The sequence below is a fragment of the Clostridium sp. AN503 genome, assembly GCF_040719375.1.
Lineage (GTDB): Bacteria > Bacillota > Clostridia > Lachnospirales > Lachnospiraceae > Brotaphodocola.
In genome coordinates this window covers 928246-952977 of record NZ_JBFDTP010000002.1, presented here as the reverse complement: position 1 = coordinate 952977, position 24732 = coordinate 928246, and the positions used below count along the sequence as shown (strand labels likewise).

The following is a 24732-nucleotide window of genomic DNA, read 5'->3' as shown; positions in this document are numbered from 1 at the left end:
TCAGATCCTCTTTTTAAGCTTATAACCCAGCCCCTTCACGGTGATGAGCTGTTGTGGGTCCGAGGGTGTATCCTCTATCTTTTCCCGCAGATGCCGGATATGCACCATAATGGTATTGTCACAGATACTGCTGTATTCTCCCCATACCTGCTCATAGAGCCGTTCCTTGCTGATGATTTTATCCGGGTTCTCCATGAGATAGGTGAGCAATTGGTACTCACGCCCAGTCAGCCCGATTTCCCTGTCTTCTTTATAGACCCGGCAGCTTTCCTGGTCAATGGAAAGCCGGCCGGCAGTCAGACGGGGGGACTGCTCCGTCATGGCAGCCATCTGATACTGCTGACGGCGAAGCTGGGCCTTTACACGGAACACCACCTCCCTCGGACTGAACGGCTTAGTGACATAATCATCGCCGCCGCAGGAAAGCCCAAGGATTTTATCGATATCATCATTCCTGGATGACAAAAACAGGACCGGGCAGTAGGAAAACTCCCGGATCCGCCGGCATACCTCCAGCCCGTCGATGTCCGGGAGCATGATATCCAAAATAACGACGTCCGGGCGAAAGTCACGGCAGAGCTTTAACGCATCAGTTCCGTTCAAAGCCTTCTGTATGTTTGAGAAGCCCTCTCTTCTTAATACTTCCTCCATCATGTCAACAATGTCTTTTTCATCGTCAACCAGTAAAACCTTATTATCCATTCCCATCTCCTGCGGCTGCATGCCTGTTCACAAGCGGGTAACAGATGCGTTCCTTTCCATGCTTATCCATGTGTTCACCCGCTTTATGATAATTAAAGTATCTATCTTTAATTCATATGATACGGGCGTCTTAAATAAAAATCAAGTACCGTTTTAAACGAAAAAGAAATGCCAAAATCATCCTGTGACTTTGGCACCCTTTCCGCTGGTTTCTTCAGGCCCTTCCTGCTGAACCGAAGATCCTTATTTTTTCGCTTACAACCCGCTTCATATTTTTTTCGTCATATCCAGCCATCTGGCATAAGATTCAGGAACCGGCTCAGAATGATGCATTGCAGCGTTTACCACTTCTGTATATATATTGATTTTGAAATCCCATGGCTGATACATCTCTGAAAATCCATATCGCTTAAACCGGATCCGCCATGGAGTACCAACGGTACCGATCGATACAGCCAGAGCATCGATCCCCGTCGTTTCTACAAAATCCCCTGCCTGTTCCGGATCTGTATAAATTGCTCCGCTTCCACGGACGCTCCGAAGAGCCTGGCAAGCCAAACCACATTCGATGTGTTTTCTATATTTTCTCTATAAGAAAGCATGGAACCGTCATACATCACCGAGGAAAAGCCAAGATGCAGTACGCGGATAATGTTCTCTATAGATACACCATGATCAAAATGAACTGCTACCGGAACCTTTGAACTCTGTGCCGCAGTCATGATCATACTGCCTATGTCTATTAGCGGATGAAAATTGTACTATTTATTTGCCAATTAGTAACTTATCTGCTATCTGTACTGGAAAAACCAGGTTATATATAGACAAAACACTTATTTATGAGTTTGATTCTGAAGATGAAAAAAACAACCCATATTCTCAACTTTCACAAGAATTAGCAAAGAAAATTGGAGAATATATTTCCAATCCCATGTGGTTTCCAGATTCAATTCAAGGGAAAAAATTTATACACGATTTTATATGACCGAGGAAGATTGGTTAAATGCAGTAGCTGACAAAGACCCATTTAAACATTTATGTCTTGATGTTTATATTGAAGATGACAAATAGTTTATCCAAATTGTGCCTATCTCCTACGTAATTTTCAAAATTTAATTACACTATTTTAGGGCGGGTCACCATAACAGTCCCCGCCCATTCCCAGTTACTCCACGTACCAGTCGCCGGTCCCGTCCGCAGGGTCACATACGCTGCCATTCCAGCACTCATAACTGCCAATTTCAAGCTTTCCCAGCCACTCTTTACGACATTCACACAAATATGCCATGCTACTCGCAAACCACCAACCGATTGCACCCTCATCTGCAAATATCTTCTGTTTTGGCGTTAATGCCATCGGGCTCACCTCACTTTCTTGGACTCAAAAAGAGGCAGCCGGTGCTACCTCGGGTTTTTTAGGTAGAAAAAAAATAACTTGGACTCTTCTTGGTTAAGTAATAACTATATATTTATATCATCTATATATTTACCAGCTCCCATGGTATTTATTTTAGTTTTTAAGGTAGCCGCCAACGTTGCCGGATTTACCCCTTTGTCTATTTCTTTTCTGACCATTTTGGTGTATGTAGGATGATCAAACGTATCATTTCTTCGATGATATGGTAACGCAGATGCAATTGTCAGTGGTCTGATTATTTTACCTGTTGTTTCTTTTTTACTACCTGGCAACATTATTCCATTCCAATCTTTATTATATAAATCTTTCGGATACTTATGTACAGCAGCAATACAACTGGGAATAATATGATGTGCTTCTCCTCCGGCAGTTCCTGCCCCTAACGACGCTCTTAATTCTTGCGGGCTAAGATATTGCCCCTCGTGAACACCATAGGTGGTCTCATCTTTTTCACCAGGGTCAATTACCATATAAATCGCATTTGGATCTAAGTGACCATCGCGCTGAAGATGTTCAATAAGTTCTTCATGACTTTCATGGACAACGTCATCATAATGAACAGACTCTAACTCAGTTAATTCACTATCTGTAATCTTTATTGACTGATTCTGCACAACAGGCATCATTTGACATGTTGTCTGGTTTCCTATCGCACTTGCTATATTCATTAATCTTGTCTCATTGGCAACCTTCTGTCCTTCTTTCTTTTTTACTCGCTCCATCCCTAGCCCCCCACAATTTGATTACTTTCATTCTAGCTAATCATAGCCAGGACTTCAATAGATTCTTGTGAATGACCTATTACATGGGGCAAATAACTAAAAGAAAATCATGTACTTACGATGAATATTTCAGGACATGGCCATCGTCTGCTCGATTCGTGGATCTGACGCTCTGTCCATGCATCCTTACCTCATTTCGTGTTGTTTTGCAATATAAAAGAGGCAGCGCGGGACTACCTCATATTTTTCCGATGCTTTTAGAGAGTATTCTCACTACTCAACTGGCTATAATTTTTCTTCGCAAGCGGCACATCCAGAATCGAACCGGAACCCAGGGTACTGCCCTGTCCATCTGCCATTGATGGTATGCTCCACACGATGCCAGGAATGCACTATGTGCGCTTACGTTATCCGATATCCTGGCAAATCGGATTCAGGGCACCCATCTGCACCGGGCAGAAAGCCCGCATCAGCCACCGGACTGTGACACCCGGCGGCTGTCTCTTATGTGAATTAATTATGTTATCCATGTGTCCGATTTTACCAAATTTTCTTTTTCTTTGATTATTTCATCTATTATTTCCATATAGTCCTCATAAAATGAAGTCTCCTGCTCATTCTCCATTGATGTGCCCAGCATATTCCACATAAAAACAAACATTCCAACTATGATTACAAAAGTTGGTGAAGCGGTCAAAAGTATAACAACCAAAACCAACAGTAAGAACAGAATCTTTTCTAACCCACTAAACTGTGGAAATGCCTGCCACGCTGTCCCGAAATCCAATTTTTGAAAAAGTGATATATCTTTTAATGAATCCATGATGAATGTTCCTAAAACCGTTATTATAAACGGTACTAGAAATAAGTACCACCAGTTATTGATTACCCCCAACGCCCTTTTTCTGTTATTTAAATAACGTCTGAATTCTCTTAGCCCTTTCAATGGCGCATCAGCATACTTCTTTCTTACGTATGTATTCCATTCATCATATGTTTTAAAACGGATTCCTTCCATCTTCTTCATATCAGATTTCTTTGGTTCTTTTGATGTGCATAGGTCTTTATAAATGCAAAATTCCTTAACACTGTTAAAATCATATATTTTTTCTCGAATGCTTTCCTTTTTCGCCATGCTATCCTCCGTTCTCATCCTATCATACATCAAACATCGGCAAAATGAAAGTATAAAGGAGGACCGGCACCCTGGCTTCCAGGCTCCGGATTTTCAATAGAAAAGGCTCCTGGTCTCCCAAGAGCCCTAATTCCATGCTATTATTATAACACCCCTATTTCAAAATGTCCTCACTTTTTATAACATCTTGCCCTAACCTGATTTTAACGTATTTTTATACCTAATTTAAATGAAGAATGATATCATTGCACTGTTAAATTGCCCGGAATGCGCACTGCAAGTTAGTGTTAAAGCCTTGACCTGCCCACATTGTGGCTACCCACTAGATAAAAGTCTTGTCAAAAGAATACGCGGATCCGGCAAGCGCAGGCGACTGCCAAACGGATTCGGAAGTATAACAGAACGGCGGGATAAGAATTTAAAAAACTCATATTGGGCCAGAGTATGTATTGGAAAAAAAGAATTTGGCAAACCAATTCTGAACCCCCTCAAACCACAATGCTCTTTTTCCACCTATAATGCTGCTTATGCCGCCCTTGTCGAATACAATAAAAATCCCTACGACTTAAATGGCGATATCACGGTAAAAGAATTATATGAAAAGTGGTCAAAGAAATACTTTTCAGAAGATGTCAGAGCGCGCCACATAAAAGGTGTAATGGACAGTGGTTTTCGCATTGAAACCAGAGGAAAAATGAAGGGTGAAAAAGTATATGCCTCTGCGGGAACCAAGGCACGCATAAAATCCATATTCAACCTGATGTTGGACTATGCTGTAGAATTTGAAATTGCAGCAATCAATTATGCCAGAACGTTTGATATTTCAGATGAGATCGTAAAAGAACAAGAAGAAACCAACCGGGATCACATTCCATTCACAAAAACCGAATTAAATCTATTCTGGGACAATGTCGGCAAAATAAAGTTTACGGACTGGATACTGATCCAGACTTACATGGGATGGCGCCCACAGGAACTTGCCACGCTCCGATTGGATGAAATCGATCTGGATCAATGGTATATGCAGGCAGGTATGAAAACTGACGCCGGAAAACCAAGACTGGTTCCCATACATAGTAAAATCCGCAATCTTGCCAAGAAGAATTACGAATACGCAGTATCCATCAATAGCGAATACCTTTTCAACGACAAGAGCCAAACACACTCTGGTTCTTGCAAAATGTCCGATGATAAATATCGGCATCGCTTCGACAAGGTCATCCAGGTACTTCATATGAATCCACTCCACCGCCCCCACGATCCGCGCATGACCTTTATCACTATTGCAAAGAAGTCCGATGTTGATGAATATGCCATCAAAGCCATGGTTGGACATAAGGTTCAGGACATCGCAGAATCCACCTACACCGTGCGAGATATAAAATGGCTAAGAACTGATCTTGAAAAAATAAGCGAGGAGAATTTAAACTAATCCTCCTCGCCTCTTCTACTATCTTGGTACTATATTCTTTAGAATTTCCCTTCCTTCGCCGCTTCTTCAATCGAAACAGCCACAGCTACAGTCATCCCAACCATCGGGTTGTTGCCTGCGCCGATCAGGCCCATCATCTCTACGTGAGCCGGAACGGAAGAAGAACCTGCGAACTGAGCATCGCTGTGCATACGGCCCATGGTATCAGTCATACCGTAGGAAGCCGGGCCTGCCGCCATGTTATCCGGATGCAGGGTACGGCCGGTGCCGCCGCCGGAAGCTACGGAGAAGTACTTTTTACCCTTCTCGTTGCATTCTTTTTTGTAGGTGCCTGCTACCGGATGCTGGAAACGGGTCGGGTTGGTGGAGTTTCCGGTGATGGAAACGTCAACGCCCTCTTTCCACATGATCGCAACGCCCTCGGTTACGTCATTGGCGCCGTAGCAGTTTACCTTGGAGCGGAGACCGTCGGAGTAAGACTTTCTCCACAGTTCCTTCACTTCGCCGGTGTAGTAATCCATCTCAGTCTCAACATAGGTGAAGCCATTGATTCTGGAGATGACCTGCGCTGCATCCTTGCCTAAGCCGTTTAAGATAACGCGCAGAGGTTTCTGGCGAACCTTGTTTGCCTTCTCAGCGATACCGATCGCGCCCTCTGCTGCTGCAAAGGACTCATGGCCTGCCAGGAAACAGAAGCAGTCGGTATCCTCTTCCAAAAGCATCTTGCCTAAGTTGCCGTGTCCCAGACCTACTTTACGCTGGTCAGCAACGGAACCCGGGATACAGAAAGCCTGAAGGCCCTCGCCGATGGCTGCCGCTGCGTCAGCTGCTTTTCTGCAGCCTTTCTTGATGGCGATGGCTGCGCCAACGGTGTATGCCCACTTTGCATTCTCAAAGCAGATCGGCTGGATGCTCTCAACCTGCTTGTACACGTCAAGACCTGCGTCCTTCGTGATCTTTTCCGCTTCCTCGATAGAAGCAATGCCATAGCTGTTTAATACTGCATCAATCTGTTTGATGCGTCTCTCATATGATTCAAATAATGCCATGATATGTAGTCCTCCTTCAATTATTCCTGACGTGGGTCAATGATCTTTACTGCATCTGCTACACGGCCGTACTGACCTTTTGCTTTTTCCCATGCAGTGTTCGGGTCATCGCCCTTCTTGATGAAGTCAGTCATCTTGCCAAGGCTTACGAACTGATAGCCGATAATCTCGTTGTCAGCATCCAGTGCAATGCCGGTAACATAGCCTTCCGCCATCTCCAGATAACGAGGACCTTTTTTCAGAGTGCCATACATGGTTCCCACCTGAGAGCGGAGACCCTTACCTAAATCCTCCAGACCTGCGCCGATCGGCAGACCGTCCTCGGAGAACGCGCTCTGGGTCCTGCCGTATGCGATCTGTAAGAACAGCTCTCTCATAGCGGTGTTGATCGCGTCACATACCAGATCGGTGTTGAGCGCTTCCAGAACAGTCCTTCCAGGAAGGATCTCAGCCGCCATAGCAGCGGAGTGGGTCATACCGGAACATCCAATGGTCTCTACCAGAGCCTCCTGGATGATACCCTCTTTTACGTTCAGAGTCAGCTTACATGCACCCTGCTGCGGAGCACACCAGCCCACGCCGTGGGTCAAACCGGAAATATCAGAAACCTGTTTGGACTGTACCCATTTTGCTTCCTCCGGGATCGGAGCGGCGCCATGATGAACGCCCTGTGCAACTGTGCACATTTCTTCTACTTCATGTGAATAAATCATGTTAAAACTCCTTTCAACTGTGTAATGTCCTGAAGTACGCGTTTTAACAGCCTGCAGCCGCCCGGCCTCTCGCAACAGGCCAAAAAGGCGGCACACAATTTGTTAAATTTATCACACCATACTTGATTCTATTTTCTCACAAACATCTGAATTAGTCCAGTGATTTTTGTATTTTTTTGTAAGAAGTTATCGCATTCATAAGGCCCCGCCTATGCCTGCCCGCCCGTGACTGTCTGTGAATCCGTCTCCGCCGCCGGTCCGCCTGCAAATTCCGGCTGCTGAAGCTTCAACTGACGCAGTTCTTTTAAGATCCCCACCACGATCACCGTCGCCAGCACAAAGGTCAGCATATCCGCGATCGGCTGAGCCATCTGGAGGCCCAAAAGTCCCATGGTCCGCGGCAGGACTAACAGCGTGGGGATCAGAAACAGCCCCTGCCTCCCCATGGCCACAATGGATGCCCTAAAGCCGTAACCGATGGACTGGGTCAGCATATTGACCATGATGACCCAGGCCTGGAACGGCATGGTCAGCAGCTGGAGCCGCAGGGCCAGGGTACCGATCTCGATCACCTCCAGATCCTCCCGCCGGAAAGACGTGATGATCGGGCGGCTGATGACAAACGCCACGATGCCGAACACGGTCAGCATGGCTACCGCCACCTTTACGCAGAACCAGTACGCCTCCAGCACCCGGTCGTAACGCTTTGCGCCAAAGTTAAATCCGCATACCGGCTGGAAGCCCTGTCCAAATCCGATCAGGCTGGAATTGATGAACATCATAAATCTCGTAACAATGGACATGGCTGCGATCGCCGCGTCTCCATAAGGCCCGGCTGCAAAATTCAGCACCACCGCCGCCACACTCGCCAGCCCCTGGCGGCAGAAGGACGGCAGCCCGGCATGAAGGATCTCCCCATAAACCTTCAAGGTTGGACGGAATTTAGAAACCTGGATCTTGATACAGTCCTCATGGGAGTTGCACTGGTAGAGCAGGATACAGAAGCTGATCATCTGGCTCACCATCGTCGCGATCGCCGCCCCTGAGATCCCCATGTGGAACTTAAAAATAAAAATAGGGTCCAGAATCATATTCAGTATGCCTCCGGTGGTGATCCCGATCATGGCAAACATGGCGCTGCCCTGTGCCCGGAGAATATTGTTCATTACAAAAGAGGTCATCATGAACGGAGCCGCGATCAGGATATATCTGGCATAATCCTGGGCATAAGGCGCAATCGTATTCGTTGCCCCCAGGAAAAATACCATCTGTCTGGAAAACAGGGTGCCGAATATCATGATCAGGATGCCAATGGCTCCCGCCGTAAAAAATGACGTGGCAGCAAAAAGGCTGGCCCTGTCCTCATCCCGATTCCCAAGGGAACGTGAGATATTATTCCCACTCCCCATACCCAGCGTAAAACCGATCGCCTGGATCATCGCCATGGCGGAAAACATGATGCCCACCGCACCGGAGGCGCTGGTCCCGATCTGGCTCACAAAAAATGTGTCCGCCATATTATAAATGGATGTCACCAGCATACTGATGATCGTCGGCACCGCCAGTCTGGGAATCAGCTTGTTCACCGGAGTCTCTATCATCTGTCTGAATTTTTCTTCCTTTGTTAATATCCCTGCCATATCTGTATTCTGTCTCCCCTCTATCCCTATATTCTGCCTGTATCCGAAACCCATACCCTAAGTCCATATCTGAAGCATCCCGTCCATCAAAGCCCCTTCACTGCTGCCGCTCCAGGCAGCCTCCCAAGTGTCCGGGCATAATAGGCCAGAAATACGATCCCCTTCGTGATGCTGGTGATCGTCAGCGCCCACCAGATCCCATCCAGCCCCAGCGCCGTACCTGCTAGCAGGACTGCAAGAGGGATACGGGCAGCTGTGAAGATAATGGTCAGGACCGAACAGGACATGGTCTTTCCCATCCCCTGCAGCGCTCCCACAGTCATCAGTTCCACACACATGGGCATCTGTCCATATCCGATGATGACCAGATAACTGATGCCAAGAGGCACCACTTCCGGCTCCCGGATAAACAGGCGGAACACCGGCTCCGCGCCGAATACCAGCAGACAGGAGGTCATGACGCCCCATATGCCAATGACAGCCAGCGCCAGCCAGTAGCTCTTTTTGACCCGTTCATACAGCCTGGCCCCGTAATTCTGTCCGGTAAATGCATTCATCGCAGAACCAAATCCCTCTGCGGTCATCCAGGAAATACATTCGATCTGACCACCCACACGCTGTACCGCCACCGCAGAATCCCCCCAGGACGCTACCATTCGGGTCAGTACCATGGATATGCTGGAATACAGCATACTCTGCAGGGACGAAGGAACCCCGAGCTTTAACATCGTCCGGATATAACGGCCGGAAGTCTTCTGCCAGAACCTGATCTTATCAAACAGCACGGTATCTCTGGATGCGCGCCGCAGCATGACCAAAGTCACTACAAACTGTGCGGTCACCGTAGCAACTGCTGCCCCCACCGCCTCCAGCCTTGGAAACGGCCCCAGGCCAAAGATCAGCACTGGATCCAGGACCATGTTCACCGCCAGACCGGTACAGTTTGCCAAAAACGGCGTACGGCTGTCCCCAACAGCGGTAAACAGCCCCGTCAGCGTCTGGTTTAAAAAGGAGAACAGGATCAGTCCGCCTGCGATCCGCAGATAATCAACTGCCTGCTGAACGGTCCTTCCATTGGACAATCTGAAAAATCCAATAAGCTGCGCAGAAAAAAGATTCACAGCCACGGCAAAGGCAAATGCCAGGAGAACCGTCATCTGCAGGGCGCCCCGCCCATACTCGGCCGCCTCGCTCTCACTGCCCTCCCCCAGGCTGTGGGCCACCTTGATCTGTCCGCCCATCCTGGCCAAGGTCACGATCCCGGTCGAAAGCCAGGTGTACATGCCCGCAGCTCCGACCGCCGCCACCGCGCCGCTGCCCACGCTTCCGATCCACGCCATGTCTGTTAAGTTGTATGCGGTCTGCACCATAGAGGTTGCCATGATCGGCACCGCCAACCCGGTCAGGGATGGCAGGATGCTGCCGTGCAGCAAGTCAATATGCCTGTTCTTTCGTTCCATTCCTAAAGTACCTTTCTATTTGCTGGTTCATCTATACGTTCGGGATTTTCTGTTCAACATAAGTCAAAATTTCCGGAACTTCTCGAAAAAGAGGGGTGCTGCGACAGATATCGCAACACCCTGCTTGAATTATTCAACTATTCTGTTAACAGTATAGCATAGAACTATGTAGATTCTCAACTACTTTTTCCCACTTAAGTACTCGTGGATGCCCTTGGCTCCCTTTTTACCTGCTTCCATAGCCAGAATGACCGTAGCCGCGCCGGTCACCGCGTCGCCGCCTGCAAACACGCCCGGCCTGGTGGTCTGCCCGTTCTCCGGTTCCGCCACGATGCAGCCACGCTTATTGCTCTCCAGCCCCTCCGTGGTGGAGGAGATCAGCGGGTTCGGGGAGGTGCCCAGGGACATGATCACCGTATCCACATCCATCGTATAATCAGAACCCGGGATCTCCACCGGCCTTCTTCTGCCGGAAGCGTCCGGCTCGCCCAACTCCATCTTTCTCACACGGATCCCTTTGACCCAGTCATTTTCATCCGTCAGGATCTCCACCGGATTTGTCAGCAGTCGGAAATCAACGCCCTCCTGCTGTGCATGATGGACCTCCTCCACACGGGCAGGAAGCTCCGCCTCGCTCCGGCGGTACACGATGTAGACCTCAGCGCCCAGGCGCAGCGCGGTCCTTGCCGCATCCATGGCCACGTTGCCGCCGCCGACCACAGCTACCTTTTTCCCTGCCACGATCGGGGTATCGTAGTCCTCACGAAACGCCTTCATCAGGTTGTTTCTGGTCAGGTATTCATTGGCGGAGAACACGCCGTTGGCATTCTCGCCCGGAATGCCCATGAACTTCGGGAGACCTGCGCCGGAACCGATGAATACAGCTTCGTACCCTTCCTCATCCATCAATTCATCGATGGTCACGGACTTGCCGATGATCACGTCTGTCTCAATCTCCACACCCAGCTTCTTCACGTTCTCGATCTCAGCGCGCACCACCGTTTCCTTCGGCAGACGGAACTCAGGGATACCGTAGGTCAGAACGCCGCCCGGCTCATGGAGCGCCTCAAAGATCGTCACATCATAGCCCAGCTTTGCCAGATCCCCGGCACAGGTAAGTCCTGCCGGGCCGGAACCGACTACAGCTACCTTCTTCCCAAGCTTTTCCTTGGCAGCCCTGGGGACAAATCCATTTTCCCGGGACCAGTCCGCCACAAAACGCTCCAGCTTCCCGATGGAGACCGGCTCGCCCTTGATACCGCGGATACATACGCCCTCGCACTGGCTTTCCTGCGGGCACACGCGGCCGCAGACTGCCGGAAGGGCGGAGGCTTCCGCGATCACATTGGCTGCCTCCTCAAAATTGCCAGCCTCCACTTCCTTGATAAAACCGGGAATGTTGATGGAGACCGGACAGCCGCCCATGCACTTTGCATTTTTACATTTCAGGCATCTGGAGGCTTCCTCCATCGCTTCTTCTTTATTGTAGCCATAGCAAACTTCTTCAAAATTGGTTGCGCGAACCTTTGCATCCTGCTCTCTCACAGGCACTTTCTTTAATACGTCCATCTTCTTTGTCCTCCGATTGTTCCTGGTATCCGTAACGGTCAGTTGCAGTTGCCGCAGCCGCCGTGATGAGTGTCGCCCTCTAAGGCTTTTAACATCGCCCGGCCTTCTTCGGTCTTATACATCTGCTGGCGTTTCATCGCCTCGTCAAAATTCACCAGGTGCCCATCAAACTCCGGTCCGTCCACGCAGGCGAACTTTACCTCATCGCCTACAGTCAGACGGCAGGCCCCGCACATGCCGGTCCCGTCCACCATGACCGGGTTCATGCTGACAATCGTATGGAGTCCCAGCTCCTTTGTCAGCTTGCAGACAAACTTCATCATGATCATCGGTCCGATGGCCACACACACGTCGTAGTGTCTGCCCTGGTTCTCCACCAGATCCCTGATCACATCTGTCACCATGCCTTTTCGCACATAGGAGCCGTCATCGGTAGTTATGTACAGATTGCCTGCCACATCCTTCATCATGTCTTCCAGGATCAGCAGTTCCTTATTCTTGGCTCCCACGATCACATCCACATCGATGCCGTGTTCCTTCATCCACTTCACCTGCGGATAGACAGGAGCGGTTCCCACACCGCCCGCCACGAATAAATATCTGCGTTTTTTCACTTCTTCCAAGTCTTCCTTCACGAACTCGGACGCCTGCCCTAAGGGTCCCACAAAATCCTGGAACGCGTCTCCTGCCGCAAGGAGCGACATCCTCTGAGTGGAGGCTCCCACGATCTGGAACACGATAGTCACAGTCCCCCGCTCCCGGTCATAATCGCAGATTGTAAGCGGGATCCGTTCCCCCTTCTCATCGATCTTTACAATGACAAATTCACCCGGCTGACAGGACTTTGCCACCCGCGGCGCTTCCACATCCATGAGGAAAATCTTATCCGCCAGCTTTTCCGCTTTTAAAATCTTATACATTTCCATCCTCCTGATCATCTTCCTGTATATTCGGCTTCCCATTCATGATTCCGCCGTTGTCACTCTCACTCCGTCTTTTCATAAGTCCGGTAGGTATAGCACAGGTCAAAATACGTCTGCTCATCGCTCTCTGTCCTCAGCTCCCACCCCGGCAGTTCTTCCAGATTCGGAAATCCCGTGTCTGAATCGTAAGCAAAATCGATCCAGGTCACTTCCGCCCTGTCACACAGGGGCAAAAACTGCTCATAGATGCTGCCTCCGCCGATGATATAAATATCTTCCGAGGGATACGCCTTCAAAAAGGAAAGCGTCTCCTCCATGCTGTGGCAGACCTCCGCTCCCTTCACCTGATACTCCGGGTTCCGGCTCAGCACCACATTGGTACGTCCGTATAACGGCTGTCCCCCAGGAAGGCTCTCCAACGTCTTCCTGCCCATGACAATGACCTTTCCCAGGGTCATCTCCCGGAAACGCTTCTGGTCATGGGGGATGCTCACCAGCAGCTGACCCCTGCTGCCGATGGCCCAATGTTTATCCACTGCTACGATAATATTCAAACAGATTCCTCCCCATCCTCCGCAAGGATCAACTCTTTCCCGTAAGGAAGGGATACAATCCAGTCGCAGAAGGTATGCCACTCTAAAAGCTTATGGCTGCGTCTGGCAAAATAGATATTGATCAGCGTCTCGTAATTCAGCGTGCAGGTCCGCATCTGGTTGTAGCTGGACGGAAGCAGCTGGATCAGATCATACCAGTCTGCCTTATCCTTCGTCTCCATATATTTAAGCCGGATCTGCTCCAGCTGTTCCACCACTGTCCCCATAAATGCCAGGGTCTCCGGCGTCATGTGGTCCGTGCTGAAATCATCAAGCTCAAAGGGCTTGCTGTGGATCTTGTGCATGGTGCTGGTGGAGTTCGCCACCGTCCCCACCTTATAAGTGTCATATTCCTTCCACCAGTACAGCGGCGCTGTAATATCTACCGATACAAAAACCTGGCGGATATATTTACGGTGATCACTGCCTGCTCTGCGAAGGCGCTTCGCCAGCCCCAGATCATTGGGGCCCAGGATATAATTGCCATCCTCATCGTAGGCGCTGTCCATCCTGTTCCAACTGTTCATAGGGTTACGTGCGCCGCGGATCGCGTTCTCCAGGTTCATCACACTGGTACGTTCTAATTTGATCATCCTTCCTGTCCTTTCATCGCATATTGCCTGCCCTCTATTATAACGAAGCCATATCAGGCTGACAAGCGGAATTTTACATAAGATTGTGTGATATCATACCACAAACTACAGCAAAAAATCAATACGTGTCCTGCAGGTTCCTCTGTTACCGTAAGGATACCTTTGCATATTTCCTGAATCTCTCCTCCCCAAACATCAGGCGATAGATTCCACACAGTTCCACATCCACCTGCGGTTCCTCCTCCTTAAGCGGCAGATACAGAATATCAAAATCTACCCCAAACAAACAGGACGACACATTGGTCTCCCGGCAGCCGTTCCTCAGATAGAACTTGATTCTCCTGCTTCTGATCTCCCGCTGCGCCTCATCCGGCGCTGTCCGCAGAGACTCACACTCCAGAAGGATACCATTTCTCTCCGGAAAATATTCTTTGACCATCTGCAAAAATTTACTGCCATAGCCGCCGCTTCGATACTCCGGGCAGACCGCCAGAAAATCCAAAAGCATATATCCCCGCTCATCATTTCTCGTAAAATACCCATATGCCCTCAGCGCCCCATTCTCATAAAGCCCCAGACACTCATAGATCCCCCGCTCCAACCGCTCAAAAAACGCCTCCACCGGCGGCAGCTCGCTCTTCGGAAAATCCGTAGTCATATAAGTATCATAAATCTCCTTCACCTGTCCTGCATCCAACACTCTTAACTCTGTCATACGTTCACCACATTCTTTGTTCACCATATTTTCTTCGTTTTTCATATTCTCGTTGTTTTTCATACCGTCTTCCATCATCAATCTTTTCTCCTCTTCCTGAGAAAACGTAGCCGGAGATTCCGCATTTTGCGGCAGCGGCGGCCCTTGCGCCGGAGCAGCACAGATTCCGGCGACTTTGCAGACCATTAGAAGCTGTTGGCATACAGGATTTTCTGTTCTGCAAGGGGAAGGGGTTGTCTGAGCGCAGGCGAGTTGCCCCTTCCCCTTGCAGGCTTTTAAGAAAATTCCGGATGCCTACAGCTTCTTATGGTCGAAACCGGAGCCGGAATCTGTGCTGCTCCGGCATGAGGGCCGCCGCTGCCGCAAAATCCGATATCTCCCCTGCCTTGTTCTTTTTCATCAAGAATGTTATACTATATTATTATGAACAATTCAATTTTTTTCCGGCTCCGCTCCCTGCCGGACCGCACCGCAGACCGTATCCTCTTTGCCTGCGGGCTGTTTCTGGCTGTCAGCGAAACCTACAAACAACTGTTTTTATATTATTTCATCAATCACAGAAGCTACGACTGGTGGTTTTTCCCCTTCCAGCTCTGCAGCCTGCCCATGTATCTGTGCCTGCTCCTGCCATTTATAAAGGACCGGACAGTCAAGACCACACTGTATACCTTTATGCAGGACTACAACCTGCTTGGGGGCATTGCAGCGCTCCTGGTGCCGGAGGGATTTCTGGGCATCCACTGGACTCTGTCTGTCCATGGCTATGTCTGGCACACCATGCTGATCCTGATCGGAATCTTTATCTTCCTGACCGGACGGTCGGCGTTGTCCGGCAAAGGCTTTGCCCGCACGATCCCGGTCTTTGTGATCTGCTGCTGCATCGCCACGCTGATCAATATCTATGCTCCGGGACATGGACGGGCGGATATGTTCTATATCTCCCCCTACTATCCCACCACACAGATCATCTTCCATGACATCGCCCTGCGCATCGGCATCCTGCCCGCAAACCTTCTGTATCTGGCAGTCATCTGCCTGGGAGGTTATGTAGTGCACCGTGCCTTTAGGCGGATATCCCGGATATTGTACCACAAATAAACGATTTAATAAAGAAAAAGCATCAATCATCGCTGACTGATGCTTTTTCTTTATATAAAACGATATTCCACGAATCAAAAATACCTGCTATTTAAGGATCTGCTCCTTCTTCTCAAGGATCGCTTCCACTGCTGCGCAGGCCGGGCAATCGCAGAATTTGGCTCCGGCAGCCTTGATCTCTTTCGCATGTGCCGCCACATTGGGCGCTGCCGCTCCGAAAACCTGGCTCCCTGCATCTGACTCTGCAAAACCGATCAGATTGTCAATCGGCATGATATCAGCTTCCAGCTCTTCTATGTATTTCTTTGTCTCTGCCGCTTCGCCTTCTGTCCCAACCGCATCCAGCCAGGCCTGGGCTGCTTCCCTTGTCTCACTGCTGCAGGTCGCCGCAGCGATCAGTTCTTTTGTCTTTTCTACTACGTATCCTAATACTTCTTTGTCCATGGTTGACCTCCTTCATGTCTTTTCAGCTTCTTTTATCATACCATAAATATCCTGAGCCTGCCATTACATTTTAACTTGCCGCCTGACTTTTCATATGATTCCTTGCCAGTTTCCTGCGGATCAGGATATAGCAGATCACATGGGCCGTAAACGTGATCGTCCAGGACACTGGATACGACAGATAAAGTGTCTTAAGGGTCCGGTCTGCCGCAAACACCGTAAAGATCCACAGTACCCGGAACGCACAGGCCCCGGTCAGCGACACGAGCATAGGGATCACCGAATACCCGACGCCGCGCAGCCCGCCCACCATCACATCCATGATCCCACACAGGAAATAAGGACCGCTTATGAGCCGCAGCCGGTTCATCCCGTACTGGATCACCTCCGGATCGGAAGAATAGATCCCCAAAAGCTGACGGCCAAACAGGACTGCTCCGTCCCCCATCACGATACCCACCAGAACCACAAAGCCCAGGCAGTACAAAAGGATCTTCGTCATCCGGTCAAACTTTTTTGCACCAAAATTCTGACTGGTGAAGCTGAGCGCCGTCTGGTACACCGCATTCATGGATGTGTACACAAACCCTTCGATATTGGCCGAAGCCGTATTGCCCGCCATGGCGATGGAACCGAAGGAATTGACAGAGGACTGGATCAAAACGTTGGAAATAGAAAAGATCGCTCCCTGCAATCCGGCGGGAAGACCGATCTTTGCTATGAGCATCAGCTTGTCCTTCGTCATCTTCAGCCTGTCCTTCCGCAGCCGGTACGGCGCGTCAGAACGCACCAGACACTGGACGATCAGCGCCGCGGAGACACACTGCGAAATGACGGTGGCGAGGGCAACGCCCGCTACCCCCATAGAAAACGCAATCACAAAGATCAGGTTCAGCACCACGTTGATGATCCCCGCTGTCAAAAGGAAGTACAGCGGCCTTTTGGTATCGCCCACGGCCCTCAGGACCGCACTTCCAAAGTTGTAAAGCAGGGTCACAGGCATCCCGACAAAATAAATCTTCATATAGAGAGCCGCAAGCGGCAATACATCATCCGGCGTTCCCATCATTTCTAAAAGCGGATCTGCAAGCAGGACTCCCACTACGATCAGGAACACGCCGCCAAATACCGCCAGCAGCATCGCCGTATGAACCGTCTCCTCCAAATCCTTCCGCCTCTGGGCGCCGTAAAACTGGGCCACAAGGACATTGGCTCCGACGGACAGGCCGATAAAGATATTGACCAGAAGATTGATCAGGGACGACGTGGAGCCTACCGCCGCAAGAGACTCACTTCCTGCAAATCTTCCTACCACAATAATGTCCGCCGCATTAAATAAGAGCTGTAAGATCCCGGACAGGATCAGAGGCACGGCAAACGCCACGATCTTGCCAAAAAGCGGTCCATTGCACATATCCATCTCATAGGAACGGACCGCCTTCTTCCGTATATTCATAATCTGTTTCTCCCCTGCCTTCAGTGTCAAACGCACAGGGCGGTCGACGGCTGAAAGCGCTTACTTGATTTTGATACATACGATTCTAGCACGTTCCCCTGAGAATGGCAACGTTGGAATCATACATTTTACCGGCCATTTTCCCTGATCAGCCTCAGACATGTTTCCAGCGCTGATTCTCCCGGTCCGGAAATATAGTCTGGCTCCGTCCCAAACTCTTCGCTCCCGGTCCCATCCTGCACCGTTCCATAAATCCAGGCATATCTGCTCACAAGTCCGCTGTTGGGCAGCACGATCATCAGCGGATCAGACCCGATGCCGTCCCCGCCGGTGCGGGTTCCGACGAGAGCCGCCCAGCCTGTCGTCTTACAGAAGGACGCAAAAGATTCTGATGAGGAATAAACATTTCCACTCACAAGGACCCATATCTTTCCTTGAAACATCCGCTCCCCATTAAGTGACTCTATGTACATCACATCCGGCGCATACAGATCCAGCTCTTTTAAATCCTCCTGATTCATCTTTTCCGGAACTCCAATATGTTCCAGAAGAGGTTCCACCGCTTCCCTCTGCCTTCCGGACCAGCTCTTCAGCATCTGCTCCCTTATCTGATCAACTGGCGTATCCAGAGAAAAAAACACCTCATGCAGATCAGAGTTGTATTTCCGGTTGATCTCCCCATCCTTTACAAACACATAATTCAGCCAGCAGAGATCCTTTTCCGTGTTGGGGGCCACGATCAGGTCCATATAGTAGGGCATCCCTCCTCCCCCGTTTTCCCTTATATCTATGATCAGATTGTCATAATCAGCCACCTGCCTGTAAAAGTCAAACAGGATCTCTTTGTCCTCATCGTAGGAATCCATATCGAAAGCAGCGATGGACAAGTAAGCCGTCTTTCCCTCTTCGATAATCTCCGTGTGCACATTTTCTGCCGCATTCCCCTGATCAATCCCGAATTCTTCCATAGTCTGGTCATAGGCCGAGCTGAAAGAAGCTTTTAAAAGCTCCTTCCATGCAGACTCATTCCTTACCACCGGATCACTGAGCCAGTCAGCGATCCAGGGCCTGTACCAGTCAAGTTCCTCCGGCCACTGCCCTGAGTCCTGATACTGTTTGTATCCCCTCACCTCACTGGATACTGTGTAGGGATCATAAACGCTGAGATGGCCGATCCCCTTCATGGAATCCACCAGCTTCGATACCTCAATATAGAAATCCACGTCTGTCCCAGCGGCTTCCAGCCGCATTCTTCCTTCTTTATAACTGGCATCCAGGTCTGCCCCCGCCTTACGTCTGGCAACCCCCACATAAGGCCAGTTCTCCCGGATCGACCGATACAGGTAATCATAATCCTCCAACATCTGCTCCTTTGTCAAACCGATCCCGTTTCTGGTTTCCTGCGCTTCCAGATTCCCATAATACAGCTCATTAAACCGCTCATCCAGTGTGAGCTCCCCGGATGCCTCTGCCGCCTCCGCCTTCACTGAACCCCATCCGGCCACAAGTCCTGCTGCCAGGGCCAGCGCAGCAAGCGTTACCCGGACTTGCCTCCTGCCCAGACAGGGAGATTCCCGTCTCTTGAACGTTTCCTGTAACTGCCACATCCTCAACCCCTCCTTCAACATGGATAAAATTAATACCATTATACTGCCCGGCATTCCTATTGGCAAGAACTGTACAAAAATCACGGAAAAGCCATACCAAAAAGCTGCCGCACCTTTGACCTGGAGGATACGGATCTCCCGATCAAAGGCGTGACAGCCTCTCTTAAACAATTATGTATTTTCTGAAGAACAGCCTCAGATCAGGCGGTAAATGATCAAAGCCACCGCCACTCCAATGATGCTTGCCATAGTGATCTTGATAGACAGGCCAAAGGTAATGACCAGTACCCCAAAGTTCAAGATTAACGGCGAATCCAGCCCAAAGGACTGACCAAAATTCAGCCATGACAGCCATGCGGTCCCCTCCGCCAGGCTCCCCAGGAAACCTCCCAGAACAATCCCTGCAAGCAGCAAGAGCAGAAGTATCCAAAAATTCTTATTTCTCATCTTATGTCCTCTACATCATCTCAAAAAACTTGTCGTGGATAGCCTCCACCGCTTTCGACGCATCCTTCCGGTCCACCAGCACAGATATCTTGATCTCACTTGTGGAGATCATGTTGATATTGATGTTGGCGTCATACAGCGCCTCAAACAGCTTGGCAGCGACGCCAGGGTTATTGATCATTCCGGCTCCCACCACAGAAACCTTTGCCACATCCTCATTGGTCTCCAGACGGTTAAAGAGTATCCGGTCTTTATTCTGCTCCAAAAGCTCAGACGCTGCCTCTAAATCGGAGCTTGCAACGGTAAAACAGATATCTTTTCCGTCCTCATGACCAATTCCCTGAAGAATGATATCCACATTAATATTGTTCTGGGCCAGCAGGGAAAACACCTTAAATGAGGTGCCGATCTCGTTAGGCACTCCGATCAGCGCGATCCGCGCGATATTCTTGTCCACAGCCACACTGCTGATATATGATTTCTCCATGCGTTTTACGACCTCCTTCACTACGGTTCCGGGATTGCCCGTGAAGCTGGATAAAACCTCCAGCCTGACATTGTATTTTTTCGCCATCTCCACCGACCGGTTGTGCAGAACCTGCGCCCCCAGCGTGGCAAGCTCCAGCATCTCGTTGTAGGTGACCTCATCCAGTTTCCTTGCGCCCGGTACGAGCCTGGGATCCGCCGTATAAACGCCGTCCACATCGGTATAGATCTGGCAGAGGTCCGCATGAAGCGACGCCGCCAGCGCAACCGCCGACGTATCCGACCCGCCCCGGCCAAGGGTGGTTATGTTCTCATTGCGGTCGATCCCCTGAAATCCCGTCACAATGACGATCCTTTTCTGGCTTAACTCCGCTTCCAGCCGCTCCGTTTCCACCCGCTTGATCCGGGCCTTCATGGACTTGGTGTTGGTCACCATGCCGGACTGCCAGCCGGTCAGGGAAATGACCGGGCAGCCCAGAGCTTCCACCGCCATAGCGCAGAGCGCCACGGAGATCTGCTCTCCAGTGGCAAGCAGCATATCCATCTCCCGGCTGGAGCCATGAGGATTGATCTCATGCGCTTTTTCAATCAGTTCATCCGTGGTGTCTCCCTGAGCCGACAGCACCACAACTACCTGATTGCCCGCACGATACGTATCCGTGATGATTTTTGCCACATGGCGGAGCCTGTCCGCATCTGCGACAGAGCTTCCGCCGAATTTCTGTACGATCAGAGCCATATGGTCTTCTTTCCTCCTATGCTTTCTGTTCCTTCTTCGCCATCATCGGCAGGATAAACCCAAGTCCCACCAGTACGAACGGGGTAACAATGTTGAGCACCAGCTGGAACGGATCCTCAGAATAGATACCAGTGAGGCAGGCAAATGCGGTAAAGCCAAAGCACCATGCGCCCAGAATGATTCCCAGTGTCTTATTTTTCACAAAACGATATTCCGCAGGGAATTTCTCGCCGGCCTTTTTCAGCGCAATATATGCCACAAATACCCACAGATAACGCAGAGGCATACACACGGAATTTACCTTTACCAGCCATCTGACCAGTACATCCACATTTTTAATACCAAATGCCGGTACTACGATCAATACGCACACGATCGCCATGATCAGCTTATGTCCGTTCACATATGCGCCATGTTCATTCTGCTTAAACATCTTTTTCGGAATGAACCGCTCGTCCGCGCTGTCAAGCAGCATCCGCAGAGGCGCATCGATGGATATTACCATAACGGAAAACTGGCCGATCAGGTTGGTGATCGCATAGATGATCACAAAAAGGTTGCCCACATGATAATACTCTCCCAGCTTCTGGAATGCATAGTAAGCGCCGTTGGTCATCAGATCCTGAGGCACATTGTTGGAATCGAACATCATGCCGAGAGATACGGTTCCAAGGATAGCGGTAACCGCAACCATGACCGCCAGTGCGATCATACCCTTTGAGAAATCCCTGGCAGGGTCCTTCATCTTATTTACATATGGTGAAATCTTCTCACAGCCTCCCACCGCAAACACCAGGATGGACAATCCCATAAAGAACTTTGCGTCAAAAGTCGGCATGAAGTTCTTAAGCGACCAGTCGATTTCCAACAGGTTTGCATCCGTGATAGCCGGCGCCGCGATCATCATCAGTACAAACAGCATGGACATGATGAACATGGTAGAACCAGCCAGTGTGGACAGCTTCTTAAGCATGCTGACACCTTTGCTTGCCAAATACATGGCGAAAATAAAGATCACCAGGCAGATGATCTGCAGGATGGTCGTGTTCATGCTGCTGGCGCGCTTGTCCTGGAAGATCGCCCAGCTTGCAGCGATCACCGTAGAACTTGGTTTCTGGGAAATATAGGGCATATGCACCACCCAGTATGTCCAGCCCGCATAGTAAGCCATCTGCGGCCCGATCGTGGCCTGGATCCAGGAGCTGACACCGCCGCCCGCGTTCTTGAAGGCAGATCCCATTTCGCCGACCATCAATGCATACGGTACAAAATAAATAGCAAAAATCATGATCCATGATACGATAGCCTTCAGCCCACCGTACTCGGAAAAGCCGTTAATTACATTTCCAAAGCCCCACACTGTGGAAAATGCCATAAATGCCAGGCTGTACCATAGGATTTTCTTGTCCCCGCCTTTTTGTTCCATTTTCTTAATCTCCTTTAGTTATATTATGGACTGTTAACACATTAATCTGTTAAACAATCCCAAAACCGACAATGTGGAGAGAATCTGCCATGAGATTCTCTCCACACACGTACCGTCGAATTATAGCATAAATCCGCATAAAAGGCAACCTGCAGGAAAATGCCAGATAAGCCAAAATGAGCACTGAAAAACCTGATTTTTTCAAAGAACCAGACTTTTTCAGCGCTCTTCATCCTTTCATTTAAGTGTTGCTTTTTTCGTCAGCAGTCCCGGTCTCAGCGTCATTTTTCCAGTACGATTTCAGATATGCTTCCGCAGTGTCAGCGCTTACTGAAAACTTTGCCTGAAGTCTTCCGCCCGCCTCCTTACGGGAAAGTCCAAGCTCCTGGCAGGTCTCCACAAGGGCTCTTACGCCTTTAGCGATGCCGATCGCCTCTCCTTTCGTGATACCGATTGCCTCCCATTCTTCCCGCTCCATCTCCATATGGCGTTCTTCGTCATATTCTGTCAGAAACATTGTCATCACCTCCGCTTTATGTCCTGACAAGATATCCTCTAAGACACCTTCCCGGATACAATCATTAACCGCCTGGTCCAACGCAGTTTCCACAGGCAGCCCGCTCCTCTGATAATCCCGGATCTTCTCAACAAACTGGGCGTACTCCTTAAGCCTCCTGCAGCTTCTCCATCAACTCCCGGTTGTGACCACTGTTGATGTTCAGCATCGTAGCCCGTACCTCCAGACACGGTATCCTGGATATCCTCTCACTGCTATCCTCATGCCCGTTTACAGATATCTTAAATGCATCTGAAAGCAGCAGTTCTTTCCGGTCAGGCGCTTCCTGCGGTCCGTTGTAAAATACAAAATACTGAGGAAATGGCAGCGGTTTTAAACTGGTGCTGAATATATTGATCTTGTGCTGATCAATATATTTCTGATACAGCTTCGCAAAATAGGAAAGCCCGCGCACCGGCATGTTAGGGTTGTAGGAGCTTTGATGTTCCCACAGGTTTAGGGTGTTATCGATCAGGAACGACATGTCATTCTTCATATGGATGTAAATGGCATCCTCCAGTGTCGTGATCTCCAGATCATCGGGATTGTCATAGTGGCTTTTATTCAGGCCGTTGTACAGATCCAGAAGATCCTCCGGTCTCTTAAAAACCATCACAAATACCTTGTCCTTGTGTTTTCTGTTTCTTCTCATTGCTGATACCTCCATTATAAGATGTTTTAGATGTGTTTTCAATCATGAAATCCGCCTGAGACAAGAGAAATGTCCAGACAACGGAAAACTGTAAAAACGCTGATACAAATGGTAGAATTCATGTACTGCATCAAACCAGGAAATCTCCGGCGAGCCGCCGTCAAAACTGCAAAAAAGATTTCGGAAATTGTCGCGGGAAGGAGTCCCGCGGAAAACTGTCTATACTATACAATACCCATCTGCTGTTGTCAAGAAATGATCGTCATCAGCTTCCACATTTTACAGCTGCGGCAATCTGGTGACAAGGCAGTGTAATGGTTCAAATTCCGTTGTTTTCAACATCATTCCCTGTTGTAGGCTGCTTCATAATATGATAAGATGAAATCACTAAATGGGAAGTTACAGAGGTAAAATAAATCATATATGAATTACAACCACTTGGGATTCAAACAGGGCGGCGAATAGAATGTAACAACTTTACAGAATATGATATGGCTGTTCATGGCAGACATGATTGCTATGAACTGCATGAAGATTTATTACAACTGTTGAATGAGAAAGCAAAAATTATCCGAAGAAAATTTCTATAGGGTAGAAACTCAGTCATGAAGGAGGACAACATGGACGTAGAACTGATTCCGGCGTATTCGCATAAGGAAGAAGTGAAAACATTGTTTTCTGAATATACAAATATGTTGATTGCGGGAGATCCCAGCTTTGAAAAATATCTTAAAGTCCAGAATTATGATGAAGAATTGGAACATTTAGAGGCGAAATATGGTATTCCTGCGGGGAGACTTCTGCTGGCGTATTATGACAATAAATTGGCAGGCTGCATCGGACTGCGAAAGATTGATGAAGCTAATTGTGAGATGAAGCGCTTATATGTACGGCCACAGTTTAGAGGGCAGCATATTGGAGATTATTTGGTGCAAGAAATTATCAGAGCTGCAAAAGAAATCGGATATATCCATATGTTGTTAGACACATTGCCTTTTTTGCAGAGTGCAGTACGCCTGTATAAAAAATATGGTTTTTATGAAATTAAAAGTTATAACGATAGCCCTATGGATACATCAATTTATATGAGGCTTGATTTATAATTTCCGGCTTGTCAGAGAGAAAACTTTCAATTAGTCCACAGAATTTCACAGGAGG

Annotated in this window: 24 protein-coding genes and 1 pseudogene; 3 read left to right on the top strand and 22 right to left on the bottom strand. The window is 49.1% G+C overall.

Features of this window, described 5'->3' with window-relative positions:
• From AB1I67_RS11660 to AB1I67_RS11640, 5 genes and pseudogenes are all read right to left on the bottom strand, one after another.
• Positions 1–702, bottom strand: a complete 702-nt coding sequence (locus AB1I67_RS11660) for a response regulator transcription factor (RefSeq protein ID WP_367030043.1) — start codon at positions 700–702, stop codon at positions 1–3.
• Positions 703–1043: 341 nt separating this feature from the next.
• Positions 1044–1430 (bottom strand): annotated as a pseudogene (locus AB1I67_RS11655) (class II fructose-bisphosphate aldolase).
• Between the two features lie 437 nt (positions 1431–1867).
• Positions 1868–2059 (bottom strand): hypothetical protein, encoded by a 192-nt coding sequence (locus AB1I67_RS11650; RefSeq protein WP_367030042.1) that lies wholly within the window; start codon positions 2057–2059, stop codon positions 1868–1870.
• 104 nt (positions 2060–2163) lie between these two features.
• Positions 2164–2841 (bottom strand): AHH domain-containing protein, encoded by a 678-nt coding sequence (locus AB1I67_RS11645; RefSeq protein WP_367030041.1) that lies wholly within the window; start codon positions 2839–2841, stop codon positions 2164–2166.
• 517 nt (positions 2842–3358) lie between these two features.
• Positions 3359–3976: a hypothetical protein gene (locus AB1I67_RS11640; protein WP_367030040.1), complete on the bottom strand. Its 618-nt coding sequence runs from the start codon at positions 3974–3976 to the stop codon at positions 3359–3361.
• Positions 3977–4205: 229 nt separating this feature from the next.
• Here AB1I67_RS11640 and AB1I67_RS11635 point away from each other — a divergent pair, with 229 nt between their 5' ends.
• On the top strand, positions 4206–5408 hold the full coding sequence (locus tag AB1I67_RS11635; protein WP_367030039.1) for a tyrosine-type recombinase/integrase: 1203 nt from the start codon (positions 4206–4208) through the stop codon (positions 5406–5408).
• 38 nt (positions 5409–5446) lie between these two features.
• On the opposite strand, the gene AB1I67_RS11630 is transcribed toward AB1I67_RS11635, so the two are convergent.
• The 9 genes from AB1I67_RS11630 to AB1I67_RS11590 all read right to left on the bottom strand — a co-directional run bounded on the left by AB1I67_RS11630 (position 5447) and on the right by AB1I67_RS11590 (position 14741).
• Positions 5447–6457, bottom strand: a complete 1011-nt coding sequence (locus tag AB1I67_RS11630) for a GGGtGRT protein (RefSeq protein ID WP_367030037.1) — start codon at positions 6455–6457, stop codon at positions 5447–5449.
• A gap of 20 nt (positions 6458–6477) precedes the next feature.
• Positions 6478–7170 carry a hypothetical protein gene (locus tag AB1I67_RS11625; protein WP_367030036.1) on the bottom strand — a complete coding sequence of 231 codons (693 nt, stop codon included), beginning with the start codon at positions 7168–7170 and terminating at the stop codon, positions 6478–6480.
• A gap of 209 nt (positions 7171–7379) precedes the next feature.
• On the bottom strand, positions 7380–8810 hold the full coding sequence (locus tag AB1I67_RS11620) for an MATE family efflux transporter (protein ID WP_367030035.1): 1431 nt from the start codon (positions 8808–8810) through the stop codon (positions 7380–7382).
• An 86-nt stretch (positions 8811–8896) separates the two neighbouring features.
• Positions 8897–10270, bottom strand: coding sequence for an MATE family efflux transporter (locus tag AB1I67_RS11615; RefSeq protein ID WP_367030034.1), 1374 nt, complete (start codon positions 10268–10270; stop codon positions 8897–8899).
• Between the two features lie 180 nt (positions 10271–10450).
• Positions 10451–11839: an NADPH-dependent glutamate synthase gene (gene gltA / locus AB1I67_RS11610; RefSeq protein WP_367030033.1), complete on the bottom strand. Its 1389-nt coding sequence runs from the start codon at positions 11837–11839 to the stop codon at positions 10451–10453.
• A gap of 38 nt (positions 11840–11877) precedes the next feature.
• Positions 11878–12759 carry a sulfide/dihydroorotate dehydrogenase-like FAD/NAD-binding protein gene (locus AB1I67_RS11605; RefSeq protein ID WP_367030032.1) on the bottom strand — a complete coding sequence of 294 codons (882 nt, stop codon included), beginning with the start codon at positions 12757–12759 and terminating at the stop codon, positions 11878–11880.
• A gap of 65 nt (positions 12760–12824) precedes the next feature.
• The gene (locus AB1I67_RS11600) at positions 12825–13316 is read right to left on the bottom strand and encodes a dihydrofolate reductase (protein ID WP_367030031.1); all 492 of its coding nucleotides are present in this window, start codon (positions 13314–13316) and stop codon (positions 12825–12827) included.
• Positions 13313–13948: a hypothetical protein gene (locus tag AB1I67_RS11595; RefSeq protein ID WP_367030030.1), complete on the bottom strand. Its 636-nt coding sequence runs from the start codon at positions 13946–13948 to the stop codon at positions 13313–13315. Before AB1I67_RS11595 ends, AB1I67_RS11600 begins: the two co-directional genes overlap by 4 nt.
• Before the next feature lie 145 nt (positions 13949–14093).
• Entirely contained in the window at positions 14094–14741 is a 648-nt protein-coding gene (locus tag AB1I67_RS11590; RefSeq protein ID WP_367030029.1) for a GNAT family N-acetyltransferase, read from the bottom strand.
• Between the two features lie 345 nt (positions 14742–15086).
• Between AB1I67_RS11590 and AB1I67_RS11585 the strand changes: the two genes are divergently transcribed.
• Positions 15087–15761 carry a hypothetical protein gene (locus AB1I67_RS11585; RefSeq protein WP_367030028.1) on the top strand — a complete coding sequence of 225 codons (675 nt, stop codon included), beginning with the start codon at positions 15087–15089 and terminating at the stop codon, positions 15759–15761.
• Between the two features lie 87 nt (positions 15762–15848).
• Here AB1I67_RS11585 and AB1I67_RS11580 read toward each other — a convergent pair whose 3' ends face one another.
• The 8 genes from AB1I67_RS11580 to AB1I67_RS11545 all read right to left on the bottom strand — a co-directional run bounded on the left by AB1I67_RS11580 (position 15849) and on the right by AB1I67_RS11545 (position 23574).
• The gene (locus tag AB1I67_RS11580; RefSeq protein ID WP_367030027.1) at positions 15849–16205 is read right to left on the bottom strand and encodes a molecular chaperone Hsp90; all 357 of its coding nucleotides are present in this window, start codon (positions 16203–16205) and stop codon (positions 15849–15851) included.
• A gap of 70 nt (positions 16206–16275) precedes the next feature.
• Positions 16276–17661 (bottom strand): MATE family efflux transporter, encoded by a 1386-nt coding sequence (locus tag AB1I67_RS11575; RefSeq protein ID WP_367030026.1) that lies wholly within the window; start codon positions 17659–17661, stop codon positions 16276–16278.
• Between the two features lie 128 nt (positions 17662–17789).
• Complete coding sequence (locus AB1I67_RS11570) at positions 17790–19268, bottom strand: S41 family peptidase (protein ID WP_367030025.1); 1479 nt, start codon at positions 19266–19268, stop codon at positions 17790–17792.
• 195 nt (positions 19269–19463) lie between these two features.
• Entirely contained in the window at positions 19464–19715 is a 252-nt protein-coding gene (locus tag AB1I67_RS11565; protein WP_367030024.1) for a DUF4321 domain-containing protein, read from the bottom strand.
• A 10-nt stretch (positions 19716–19725) separates the two neighbouring features.
• A complete protein-coding gene (locus tag AB1I67_RS11560; protein ID WP_367030023.1) occupies positions 19726–20940 on the bottom strand; it encodes an aspartate kinase in 1215 nt (404 codons plus the stop codon).
• Between the two features lie 16 nt (positions 20941–20956).
• Complete coding sequence (locus AB1I67_RS11555) at positions 20957–22366, bottom strand: amino acid permease (RefSeq protein ID WP_367030022.1); 1410 nt, start codon at positions 22364–22366, stop codon at positions 20957–20959.
• A gap of 241 nt (positions 22367–22607) precedes the next feature.
• Complete coding sequence (locus tag AB1I67_RS11550) at positions 22608–22976, bottom strand: hypothetical protein (RefSeq protein ID WP_367030021.1); 369 nt, start codon at positions 22974–22976, stop codon at positions 22608–22610.
• 55 nt (positions 22977–23031) lie between these two features.
• On the bottom strand, positions 23032–23574 hold the full coding sequence (locus AB1I67_RS11545; RefSeq protein ID WP_367030020.1) for a hypothetical protein: 543 nt from the start codon (positions 23572–23574) through the stop codon (positions 23032–23034).
• A gap of 620 nt (positions 23575–24194) precedes the next feature.
• On the opposite strand from AB1I67_RS11545, the gene AB1I67_RS11540 reads away from it, so the two are divergent.
• The gene (locus AB1I67_RS11540; protein WP_367030019.1) at positions 24195–24677 is read left to right on the top strand and encodes a GNAT family N-acetyltransferase; all 483 of its coding nucleotides are present in this window, start codon (positions 24195–24197) and stop codon (positions 24675–24677) included.
• Positions 24678–24732 lie beyond the last annotated feature (55 nt).